The sequence below is a fragment of the Arsenophonus apicola genome, assembly GCF_020268605.1.
Classification (GTDB): Bacteria; Pseudomonadota; Gammaproteobacteria; order Enterobacterales; family Enterobacteriaceae; genus Arsenophonus; species Arsenophonus apicola.
The window spans coordinates 1,179,948-1,191,544 of record NZ_CP084222.1; the positions used below are offsets into that span (position 1 = coordinate 1,179,948).

Genomic DNA, 11,597 nt, shown 5'->3' on the forward strand with positions numbered 1-11,597 from the left:
TTTTTGATTAACGCCTGCTAACAAGCAGGCCATTAGGAAGCATGCTGACTATGGCTACAATATATGTAGACGGCAAACGATATGATGTTAATGGGGCTGAAAATCTATTACAGGCCTGTCTCTCTCTGGGGCTGGATATCCCTTACTTTTGCTGGCATCCAGCGTTAGGCAGTGTTGGTGCTTGCCGTCAATGTGCAGTTAAGCAATATCAAAATGCAGACGACACCCCTGGTCGTCTAGTAATGTCCTGTATGACACCGGCTTCTGATGGAACCTATATTTCCATTGACGATGATGAAGCCAAGCAGTTTCGTGCAAGTGTTGTTGAGTGGTTGATGACAAACCATCCACATGATTGCCCGGTTTGTGAGGAAGGCGGCAATTGTCATTTACAAGATATGACAGTGATGACTGGTCATACCATGCGTAAATATCGTTTTACCAAACGAACCCATCATAATCAGGATCTAGGCCCATTTATTGGTCACGAAATGAATCGCTGTATTGCTTGCTATCGCTGTGTCCGTTATTACAAAGATTATGCTGATGGCACGGATCTAGGTGTTTATAGCGCACATAATCATGTCTATTTCGGCCGCGTAGAAGACGGTACGTTAGAGAGTGAATTTGCGGGTAATTTAGTTGAGATCTGTCCTACGGGTGTTTTTACTGATAAAACCCATTCTGAACGTTACAATCGCAAGTGGGATATGCAATTTGCACCAGGAATATGTCAACAGTGTAGTATCGGTTGTAACACTAGCCCTGGTGAACGTTATGGTGAATTACGTCGGATTGAAAACCGTTACAACGGTATGATCAATCACTATTTTTTATGTGATCGTGGCCGTTTTGGTTATGGTTATGTTAATCGTAAAGATCGTCCCCGCCAGCCTCAATTAGCTAAAAAAGGAAAACGACACACTATTTCGGCAGTAGAGGCGATGCAAACGGGGGCGAAAATTTTACGCCAAGCAAAAAAGACTATTGGTATTGGGTCGCCACGAGCCAGTATCGAGAGCAATTATGCATTGCGAGCACTGGTTGGCGAAGAAAACTTTTATTCCGGTATTTCCACAGCACAGCAGCGTCGTCTCGAATTAATGGTCAACATTTTGCAAAAGGGTGGCGTCTATACGCCGACATTGCGCGAAATTGAAAATTACGATGCGGTGCTGGTTTTGGGAGAAGATTTAACTCAAACTGGGGCGCGTATTGCATTAGCGGTTCGTCAGGCGGTGAAAGGTAAAGCCAAAGCAATGGCTGCAGCACAAAAAGTGGCAGATTGGCAAATCGCCGCCGTGTTAAATATAGGCCAACATGCTAAATATCCCCTATTTATCACCAGTATAGATGATAGCCGGTTAGATGATGTTGCGGCATTTAGTTATCGGGCACCGGTTGATGACCAAGCTCGCTTTGGTTTTGCTATTGCTCACGCTTTGGACAGTAAAGCGCCAGCCGTCAATGATTTGCCGGCGGATCTCAAAACGAAAGCAAAATTAGTTGCTGCAGCTTTATTGCAGGCCAAAAAGCCGCTTATTATTAGTGGCAGCAATGCCGGTTGTGATGCACTTATTCAGGCCGCGGCTAATATTGCCTTTGCATTAACAATGAATAATGTGGCAGCAGGAATTACCTATATTGCCGCTGAAGCGAATAGTTTTGGCTTGGCTTTGATGAATGCTAAGCCGTTAGATATGGCAATCGAGCGTATTGCATCCGGTGAGGTTGATACCGCCGTTGTTATGGAAAATGATCTTTATCGCCATAGTGATGTTGACAGCGTTAATAATGCTTTGGGTAAGCTTAATAAATTGATTGTCGCAGATCATCAGCGTACCGCTATTATGGATCATGCCGATCTTATTTTACCCGCCGCCAGTTTTGCTGAAAGCTCTGGAACGTTAATTAATAATGAAGGCCGTGCACAACGTTATTTTCAGGTGTTTGATCCGACTTATTATCAACCTAATATTGCCATCAATGAAAGTTGGCGTTGGTTCCATTCATTGCAGGCAGAGTTTGAAACACGTCAGATAGACTGGTCACAATTAGATCACGTGATCAAAGCCTGTGTAACAGCTATGCCTCAGTTTACTGCGATTGTTGATGCGGCACCTAATGCGACATTTCGTATTCGGGGGCAAAAACTAGCGCGCTCTCCTCAACGTTATAGTGGCCGTACCGCAATATTGGCTGATATTTCAGTTAGTGAACCTGGTCAGCCACGTGATATTGATACGCCATTTGCTTTTTCGATGGAAGGTAATAACAGCCCCATGGCTAAACGCCAACAAATTCCATTTGCTTGGTCGCCAGGCTGGAATTCACCTCAAGCATGGAATAAGTTTCAAGCTGAAGTCGGCGGGCCATTACGTTTTGGTGATCCGGGTATCCGATTATTTAATTCGACCGATAGCCGCCTAGATTATTTTACTGCTATTCCGCTGGCGTGGCAGCGGCAAGATAACCAATGGACGGTTGCCCCTTACTATCATTTATTTGGTAGTGATGAAACCTCACAGCGCGCGGAGGCAATACAACAACGTATGCTAGAGGCTTATATTATGCTCAATATTCAAGATGCTGAAAATCTAGCGGTGAAAGTTGGTGCCATGCTTGAATTCAGTTATGGTGAGCAAGTTTATCGATTGCCAGTTCGTCTCAGCTATCATTTGGCTCCAGGGCAGATTGGCTTACCGCTTGGTATGCCCGGCATTGCGCCAACGATGGCAGGTGTTGCTGTGAAAAATTTACGGAGGGCAACATAATGACGCTGTTTTCTGCCGAAATCACTGCTGCGATTATTGCTGTTATACAAGCAATAGTTATTTTGCTGGTAGTGGTTATCTGTGGCGCTTTAATGAGTTTTGGCGAACGTCGCTTATTGGCACTGTTCCAGAATCGATATGGACCTAATCGGGTAGGGTGGGGTGGTTCATTACAGATTGTGGCTGATATGATAAAAATGCTATTTAAAGAAGATTGGATCCCACAATTTTCAGATAAGCGCATTTTCATGTTGGCACCGGTAATTGCTTTTTGCTCCATGTTATTGGTGTTTGCTATTATTCCAGTTAGCGCAACTTGGTATGTTGCCGATCTTAACATCGGTCTGCTGTTTTTTTTCATGATGGCTGGATTAGCGGTTTATTCAGTACTATTTGCGGGTTGGGCAAGTAATAATAAATACTCTTTATTAGGCGCGATGCGCGCTTCTGCTCAGACCTTAAGTTATGAAGTCTTTTTGGGACTTTCATTAATGGGAGTCGTCGCTCGCGCCGGCTCCTTTAACTTAATGGATATTGTCAATTCACAAGTAGGACTATGGAATATTATTCCACAATTTTTCGGCTTTTTAACCTTTGTCATTGCTGGCGTTGCAGTTTGTCACCGTCATCCATTTGATCAACCTGAATCAGAGCAAGAACTGGCTGATGGCTATCATATTGAATATTCTGGTATGAAATTTGGTCTATTTTTCGTCGGTGAATATATCAGTATTGTCACGGTTTCCGCATTAATTGTGACCTTATTTTTTGGCGGCTGGCTTGGCCCATTTTTACCTGGTTTTATTTGGTTAGCCTTAAAAACCGCCTTCTTCATGGTGATGTTTATTCTGGTTCGCGCCTCGTTACCACGTCCGCGTTATGATCAAGTGATGGCTTTTGGTTGGAAAGTGTGTTTGCCATTGACGTTGATCAATCTGTTAGTAACCGCAGCGGTTATTCTATGCAACGCTTAATAAGGGAGGATTGAGCCATGACATTAAAAGAGTTAGTGGTTGGTTTAGCCACCCAGATACGTAGTATTTGTATGATTGGCCTACATGCTTTTCATAAACGTGAAACCAAAATGTATCCGGAAGAACCGGTTTATTTACCTCCCCGCTATCGTGGGCGAATTGTATTAACCCGTGATCCTGATGGTAAAGAGCGTTGTGTGGCTTGCAATTTATGTGCGGTAGTTTGTCCAGTAGGTTGCATTTCACTACAAAAAGCGGAACAGCCAGATGGCCGTTGGTATCCAGAATTTTTCCAGATTAATTTTTCCCGTTGTATTTTTTGCGGTTTATGTGAAGAGGCTTGTCCGACTACTGCTATCCAGCTAACGCCGGATTTTGAAATGGGCGAATATAAACGCCAAGATTTGGTTTATGAAAAACAGGATTTGTTGATTTCAGGGCCAGGTAAATATCCAGATTATAATTTTTATCACAAAACGGGTATGGCGATTAATGGTAAAGATAAAGGTGAAGCAGATAATGAAGTTAAGCCAATTAATGTCAAAGATTTGTTGCCTTAAGGAGCGATGTTTATGGAGTTTACATTTTATGTCGCCGGATTGGTTGCTATTTTGGCGACGCTAAGGGTAATAACACATACCAATCCAGTTCATGCGCTGTTGTATCTGATCGTTTCCCTGTTAGCTTTATCAATTGTTTTCTTCTCGGTTGGATCCTATTTTGCTGGTGCCTTAGAGATTATCGTTTATGCCGGTGCGATCATGGTGCTGTTTGTGTTTGTTGTCATGATGCTCAATTTAGGTAAATCAGTCGTTGAGCAGGAGCGTGCCTGGCTACAACCCAAAGCATGGCTTGGCCCAGCTATTCTTTCAGCCATTTTACTTGGCGTTATTGTTTATGCCATCGTGGCCATAAAACATAGCCAGATCAAAGGCGAGATGATCAGCGCTATGGCGGTTGGCATAAGTTTATTTGGTCCTTATGTGTTAGCTGTTGAACTGGTTTCTTTATTGTTAATGGCGGGTCTTGTCGTGGCATTTCATATCGGGCGTGAAAAGCGGCTTCATGCTGTTGATAGTCATTCTGAGGTGGAGGAACAAGTATGATCCTTCTGCAACATGGTTTAATTTTAGCGGCGATTTTATTTGTTTTAGGTTTAACTTGTTTGCTGATCCGGCGCAATCTTCTCTTTATGTTAATTGGATTAGAAATAATGATTAATTCAGCTGCATTGGCTTTTGTGGTGGCTGGTAGTTATTGGGGACAAGCTGATGGCCAAGTGATGTATATTCTAACAATTAGTTTGGCTGCCGCAGAAGCAAGTATAGGATTGGCGTTGTTATTGCAACTTCATCGTCATCGCCAGAACCTTAATATTGATGAAGTCAGTGAGATGCGCGGATGAATTTACTCTATTTAACCATTTTGCTGCCACTATTGGGATTTCTACTGCTCGCATTTTCTCGCGGACGTTGGTCAGAAAATTTGTCCGCTACCATCGGGGTTGGTTCGATAGGTTTGGCAGCATTGATAACATTTTGGCTAGCGATTGATTTTTATGCTAATAATGCTGATGGTGGCTATGTTTATCGTCAGACGTTGTGGAATTGGATAGCAGTAGGTAACTTCAACATTCCTATTACACTGGTGCTTGATGGTTTATCATTAACCATGTTAGCGGTTGTGACCGGCGTCGGCTTTTTAATTCATCTATACGCCTCTTGGTATATGCGTGGTGAAGAAGGTTATTCACGCTTTTTTGCTTATACCAATTTGTTTATTGCAAGTATGGTTGTTCTCGTGTTGGCTGACAACATGATGCTAATGTATCTTGGTTGGGAAGGCGTCGGTTTATGCAGTTATTTGCTAATTGGTTTTTATTATACCAATCCAGAAAATGGCAAAGCAGCTATGAAGGCTTTTTTTGTCACACGTATTGGTGATGTATTTTTAGCCATTGGCATGTTTATTCTCTATAACCAATTTGGCACACTGAATTTCCAGCAATTAAGCATATTAGTACCACAGCAAATTAGCGCTGGTTCGCCCCTTATCAATTGGGCAACCTTAATGATCCTTGGCGGTGCTGTTGGTAAATCTGCTCAATTACCTTTGCAGACTTGGTTAGCCGATGCAATGGCCGGTCCAACCCCAGTATCGGCACTTATTCATGCAGCAACCATGGTCACTGCAGGGGTTTATTTAATTGCCCGCACGCATATTTTGTTCTTGATGGCGCCGGAAATATTGCACTTAGTCGCTATTATTGGTGCGGTTACCCTAATATTGGCTGGATTTGCGGCCTTAGTACAAACCGATATCAAACGTGTATTAGCTTATTCGACAATGAGTCAAATAGGTTATATGTTTTTAGCTTTAGGTGTTCAGGCTTGGGATGCGGCTATTTTTCATTTGATGACCCACGCGTTTTTTAAAGCTTTACTCTTTTTATCCGCTGGTTCAGTAATTGTTGCCTGTCACCATGAACAAAATATATTTAAAATGGGTGGCTTACGTAAAACGCTACCCTTTGTTTATGCTTGCTTTTTAATCGGTGGCGGGGCGTTAGCGGCAATACCACTAGTCACTGCAGGTTTTTATAGTAAAGACGATATCTTATGGGGAGCTGCTCGGCAAGGCGAAACTGTTTTATTGTGGGCTGGCATAATTGGTGCATTTATGACCGCTTTCTATACCTTCCGTATGATTTTTATTGTCTTTCATGGCAAAAAACAGGCTAAAGCTCAAGCTGTTGGGGGGATTAGTCATACCCTGCCGTTAGCGGTATTAGCCGTATTATCCACGGTGGTTGGTGCATTGATTGTGCAACCTTTAGCCGGTATATTCCCTATCAGTGAAACAATCAATGAGTCAGGTAAAGTTAGGCTAGAAATAGTTTCAGCGATTGTTGCATTACTCGGACTGGCACTAGCGATATTTCTCTATCTAGGTAAACGTAAGGTTGTTAAATTCATTGCCAAAAGTGCGGCAGGACGTTTTTTTACTGCTTGGTGGTATCAGGCATGGGGGTTTGACCAACTTTATAACCTTATTTTTATAAAACCCTTTAAAGTAATTGCTCAATTATTGGCAAATGATCCTGTCAATTCATTAATGAATATTCCAGCTGTGATGTCACGTTGGGGCAATAGAGGCTTAACTTTTAGCCAGAATGGGCAGATCCGTTGGTATTTGGCTTCTATGGGGTTAGGGGCAGTGTTGATGTTAGCACTGTTACTTCTGGTTTAATTAAGGGACACATTGCGCCATGCTATTACCTTGGCTAATACTTCTTCCCTTCATCGGTGGTGTGCTATGCTGGCAGTCCGAACGATTTAATCAACGGGCGCCACGCTATTTGGCACTGCTTGTGATGGGGTTAACACTACTCCTCTCTGTACTACTTTGGTTACAGGGAAATTATTCGTTGACTAACACTTTGGCATTACCCCAATGGCAGGCGATCTTTTTTATGCCATGGATCACGCCATTAGGTATTAATATTGCCTTGGCCATTGATGGTTTATCATTACTAATGATAGTGCTAACGGCTATCATGGGAATTTTTTCGGTATTGAGTTCGTGGAGTGAAAATCAACCAAACCAAGGTGCTTATCACTTTCATTTAATGTGGATTCTAGCTGGCGTGATGGGAATTTTCCTGGCGGTGGATCTGTTTTTGGTTTTTTTCTTCTGGGAAATGATGCTGATCCCAATGTATTTTCTGATTGCTAATTGGGGGCATAAAGGCTCGGAAGAACGTGCACATGTCAATGCAGCTAGTAAGTTTTTTATTTATACCCAAGCAAGCGGTCTGATTATGTTGGTGGCAATTGTTGCATTAGCATTAATTCATTATCAATCAACGGGTAATTGGTCATTTGCCTATCACGATCTGTTAAATACCAAAATGTCAGCGCTGACGCAGTATTTATTAATGCTGTGTTTTTTTATTGCATTTGCGGTGAAGATGCCTTTGGTACCTTTTCATGGCTGGATGGCAGACACACAAGAACAATCGCCAACAGCTGGCTCCGTTGATATATCTGGTATCATGCTTAAAACGGCAGCTTATGGTTTATTGCGTTTCACATTACCGCTCTTTCCGACCGCATCGATTCAATTTACCCCTATCGCGATGACACTTGGCGTGATCAGCATATTTTATGGTGCATGGTTAGCATTCAAACAGACAGATATCAAACGCCTGGTGGCTTATAGCAGTTTGTCGCATATGGGCTTTGTTACCGTCGCTATTTATGCCGGTTCTATCCTGGCTTACCAAGGAGCAGTGTTACAAATGATTGCTAATGGCTTATCAGGTGCGGCTTTAATAATTATTAGTGGTCAACTTTATGAACGTACTGGAACCCGTGATATGCGCATGATGGGAGGATTATGGAAACGGATCATGTGGCTACCTGCACTATCACTGTTTTTTGCCGTGGCAACGTTGGGCATGCCGGGTACCGGAAATTTTGTTGGTGAATTTATGATCCTATTTGGTACTTTTGGGCAATTTAAATTGGTGACAACAATTATGGTATTCGGTGTGGTATTTGCGTCGATCTATGCACTTTGGATGATGCAACAGGTCTATTATGGCACCACAAAATCAGAAAAAGTACTACCCGCTTTAAATGGTCGCGAGATGTTGGTTTTAGTGACATTAGCATTGTTATTAGTGGTATTAGGTTTTTATCCGCAACCCGTATTAGATACTTCAAAAAATGTGATGGAATCGCTGCACAGTTTGTATTCTATTTCGTTTTCAACCTTAAGGCCATAATTCGTCATGACCATAACTTTTGAACAATTGATCGCATTGTCTCCACTTTTGATCGTTGGGCTATTAGTGGTGATTGTGATGTTATCCATTGCCTGGCGGCGTCATCATTTACTCAATGCCATATTAACAATAGCCGGTTTTATTATTGCTCTTTTGGCCTGCTGCTTAATTGGCGATAAATTACCGCTTGAAGTCACCCCATTAATCTATGTAGATAAATATTCACTCTTTTATAGCGCACTGATTTTGCTTGCTGGTATTGGCACAGCAATTTATGCCTATGGATGGCTTACAAGATACCCGGATAACAAAGAAGAGTTTTATTTATTATTAAGTATTGCGGTAGCTGGTGGGATCTTGTTATCAATGGCCAACCATTTAGCAACCTTATTCATTGGTATTGAATTAATTTCATTGCCATTATTTGGCTTGGTCGGCTATGCCTTTACCCAGAAGCGTTCATTAGAAGCTAGCATTAAATATATGTTGCTATCCGCCGCCGCCTCTGCATTTTTATTGTTCGGTATGGCATTACTTTATGCTGAATCCGGCAGTTTGCTATTTGCCAAATTAGGTTTAAGCCTAAATGAGCATATTATTCACTATCCAGTCATTATGGTTGGTGTTGGCATGATGTTGGTCGGCATTGGTTTTAAACTCTCTTTTGTACCTTTTCAATTGTGGACACCGGATGTTTATCAAGGTGCGCCTGCACCGGTGGCAACATTTTTAGCAACAGCTAGCAAGATCGCCATTTTCGCAGTTTTAATGCGTTTACTAATGACATCAGCGATAGCAGAAAGTCAGGCATTATTGTTAGTACTTAGCATTATTGCCATGGCTTCTATTCTGTTTGGTAATTTAATGGCCATCTCGCAACAGAGTATTAAGCGGCTGTTAGGTTACTCATCTATTGCCCATATGGGATATTTGCTATTGCCGTTAATTGCGTTACAGACTGATAGTGTTGCCGCACAAATTACCGTCGCAATTTATTTTATGGGGTATTTATTGGCCAGTTTAGGTGCTTTTGGTGTTGTCAGCATTCTCTCAAGCCCCTACTGTGGTGATGATAAAGACGATATTAATGCTTATCGGGGATTATATTGGCGCCAACCGGTGTTGGCGATTATTTTGACCATTATGATGCTGTCGTTAGCGGGCATACCAATTACCCTAGGTTTTATTGGTAAATTTTATCTCATCATTACTGCTATTAATGCCGAATTATGGTGGTTAACGGCAGTCGTGATTATCGGTAGTGCGATGGGGTTATACTATTATTTACGTTTTATGGCTATTTTATATAGCCGTGAGCCGCTAACTAATGGCCAACCGCACAAACAATTAAATGTTAATTTAGCCACTTTATTTGCGTTATTGTGTGCTGTTATTACAATTTTATTGGGAATATGGCCATAACCTTTGTTTGAGATTGCACTTGCTGCTTTGGCGGCATAATTATCAGTATGCGTTAATAGCCCAGCGTTAATATCGCTGGGTTTTTTATGATTGAGATTGTTAATAGCAAAAATTTAATAATAGTTTGCTAAAGCAACAAATAGCAGAATAAATACATGATTAGCCAATTGGTTTAATAAAATGATTTATTGGAGTCAAGAGGATAGTAATAGTGGTTAATATTAGCGAGTTCATGGCAAGTGTTTATCAATTTTTATCTGAACGACAAATCGATGGGACAAGTGGGCAACAATATCAATTTCCTTTACCCGCTGATATTAAATTTCCTGCTTTAGACTGGCTAGCCAGTCAGCAATTTTATCCTCAATTTTATTGGCATCATCGCGATGGTCACGAAGAAGTGGCTTTACTCGGTGAGGTAAAACATTTTACTAATATTGTCGATGCTGAACAATTTTTACAGCAACAACCCGCTACCACAACCATGCGTATCTGGGGATTGAATGCTTGGCAGCCACTGCCTAATAATGAATATTATGCTGGTTTTGTTGGTGTTGAGAGCTATTTATTCATACCGCGGCTCGAGTTTCGTTATGGTCAGGGAAAGTGGATATTAGCTATCAATATTATTGATCAACAAGATCTGCCGCACGCCCTGCAATTTTTATCTGGATTGCAATCAGTTAAACCCATTTCTCCACTTAATAGCAGTATTAAGCGAGTTCAACATCTGCCTGAATACCCACAGTGGCGAGATTTAACCACTCAGGCAATACAACTGATTAATAGTGGGGTTATGGATAAAGTGGTGATTGCCCGCCAAACGGATATTTAATTAACAAAACCATTAAATGCGGCCAGTCTGATGTTGGCAAGTAAAGCGGTTAACCGTCAATGTTACCATTTTATGCTGTCGTTTAACCCTCAACATACCTTTTTATCATCAACGCCAGAGCGTCTTTATTATCGTGAATTTCAACAACTTTATACTGAAGCATTAGCTGGAACGGTAGTCAATTCATCAGATCAGTCAGTCAGGCAAGCCCATTCGGATTGGTTAATGAATGATGATAAAAATCAGCATGAAAATCGACTGGTCGTAGAGGATATTTGTCAAAGATTACAAAATAATTGTGAAAGGATTAGTATTTCCTCACCTGATATTATTTTGTTACGTAAAATTCAGCATTTGCGTCGTCTTATTCATGTCACGCTACGTGATGCTAGTGATAGTGACTGTTTATACCTTTTACAGCCGACAGCGGCGGTTGCGGGTGTGCCAAGAAAAATAGCGAAGCATTTTCTACAGCAAAATGAGCCTATTTGCCGTGGTTGGTATGCAGGTAGTGCCGGCTATCTATCACTAAATCAAAGTGAATTTGTTGTAGCGTTACGTTGTGCACATATAAATGACACTCGTCTTCGACTTTATGCCGGTGCCGGTATCGTTAACGATTCAGATCCATGGCAAGAATGGCTTGAAGTGGAAAATAAGGTTGCAGGTTTACAAACATTACTAAATACGGAAACATTTTGTTGTGAAAGTTGATTTTTACAACAAAAATAATTTTTTAGCGTCATTTTATTGAACTGGAATAAGGAAAATAACGTAATTTCACTTAAAATTGCTATTATTTT

At 41.4% G+C, this 11,597-nt stretch carries 8 protein-coding genes and 1 pseudogene; all 9 read left to right on the top strand.

Annotated elements, in window-relative coordinates; all coding sequences use genetic code 11:
- The first annotated feature begins 41 nt into the window (after nt 1-41).
- The gene (gene nuoG / locus LDL57_RS05370; RefSeq protein WP_225507237.1) at nt 42-2,774 is read left to right on the top strand and encodes an NADH-quinone oxidoreductase subunit NuoG; all 2,733 of its coding nucleotides are present in this window, start codon (nt 42-44) and stop codon (nt 2,772-2,774) included.
- Nucleotides 2,774-3,748, top strand: coding sequence for an NADH-quinone oxidoreductase subunit NuoH (gene nuoH, locus LDL57_RS05375; RefSeq protein WP_180559791.1), 975 nt, complete (start codon nt 2,774-2,776; stop codon nt 3,746-3,748). The genes nuoG and nuoH overlap by 1 nt, the downstream gene beginning before the upstream one ends.
- A 17-nt stretch (nt 3,749-3,765) precedes the next feature.
- On the top strand, nt 3,766-4,308 hold the full coding sequence (gene nuoI, locus LDL57_RS05380; protein ID WP_180559792.1) for an NADH-quinone oxidoreductase subunit NuoI: 543 nt from the start codon (nt 3,766-3,768) through the stop codon (nt 4,306-4,308).
- A gap of 12 nt (nt 4,309-4,320) precedes the next feature.
- On the top strand, nt 4,321-4,854 hold the full coding sequence (gene nuoJ, locus LDL57_RS05385) for an NADH-quinone oxidoreductase subunit J (RefSeq protein ID WP_180559793.1): 534 nt from the start codon (nt 4,321-4,323) through the stop codon (nt 4,852-4,854).
- On the top strand, nt 4,851-5,153 hold the full coding sequence (gene nuoK / locus LDL57_RS05390; RefSeq protein ID WP_180559794.1) for an NADH-quinone oxidoreductase subunit NuoK: 303 nt from the start codon (nt 4,851-4,853) through the stop codon (nt 5,151-5,153). The genes nuoJ and nuoK overlap by 4 nt, the downstream gene beginning before the upstream one ends.
- Complete coding sequence (nuoL, locus tag LDL57_RS05395) at nt 5,150-6,997, top strand: NADH-quinone oxidoreductase subunit L (RefSeq protein ID WP_180559795.1); 1,848 nt, start codon at nt 5,150-5,152, stop codon at nt 6,995-6,997. The genes nuoK and nuoL overlap by 4 nt, the downstream gene beginning before the upstream one ends.
- A 19-nt stretch (nt 6,998-7,016) precedes the next feature.
- Nucleotides 7,017-8,537 carry an NADH-quinone oxidoreductase subunit M gene (gene nuoM, locus LDL57_RS05400; protein WP_225507239.1) on the top strand — a complete coding sequence of 507 codons (1,521 nt, stop codon included), beginning with the start codon at nt 7,017-7,019 and terminating at the stop codon, nt 8,535-8,537.
- 6 nt (nt 8,538-8,543) lie between these two features.
- Nucleotides 8,544-9,959: an NADH-quinone oxidoreductase subunit NuoN gene (gene nuoN / locus LDL57_RS05405; RefSeq protein WP_225507240.1), complete on the top strand. Its 1,416-nt coding sequence runs from the start codon at nt 8,544-8,546 to the stop codon at nt 9,957-9,959.
- A gap of 232 nt (nt 9,960-10,191) precedes the next feature.
- Nucleotides 10,192-11,508: pseudogene (gene menF / locus LDL57_RS18140) on the top strand (isochorismate synthase MenF).
- The last annotated feature ends 89 nt before the right edge of the window (nt 11,509-11,597 follow it).

What these genes read in the sequence shown, in the direction of transcription:
- nuoG (WP_225507237.1), top strand. Translation starts at nt 42, where the DNA reads ATGCTGACTATGGCTACAATATATGTAGACGGCAAACGATATGATGTT.
- nuoH (WP_180559791.1), top strand. Translation starts at nt 2,774, where the DNA reads ATGACGCTGTTTTCTGCCGAAATCACTGCTGCGATTATTGCTGTTATA.
- nuoI (WP_180559792.1), top strand. Translation starts at nt 3,766, where the DNA reads ATGACATTAAAAGAGTTAGTGGTTGGTTTAGCCACCCAGATACGTAGT.
- nuoJ (WP_180559793.1), top strand. Translation starts at nt 4,321, where the DNA reads ATGGAGTTTACATTTTATGTCGCCGGATTGGTTGCTATTTTGGCGACG.
- nuoK (WP_180559794.1), top strand. Translation starts at nt 4,851, where the DNA reads ATGATCCTTCTGCAACATGGTTTAATTTTAGCGGCGATTTTATTTGTT.
- nuoL (WP_180559795.1), top strand. Translation starts at nt 5,150, where the DNA reads ATGAATTTACTCTATTTAACCATTTTGCTGCCACTATTGGGATTTCTA.
- nuoM (WP_225507239.1), top strand. Translation starts at nt 7,017, where the DNA reads ATGCTATTACCTTGGCTAATACTTCTTCCCTTCATCGGTGGTGTGCTA.
- nuoN (WP_225507240.1), top strand. Translation starts at nt 8,544, where the DNA reads ATGACCATAACTTTTGAACAATTGATCGCATTGTCTCCACTTTTGATC.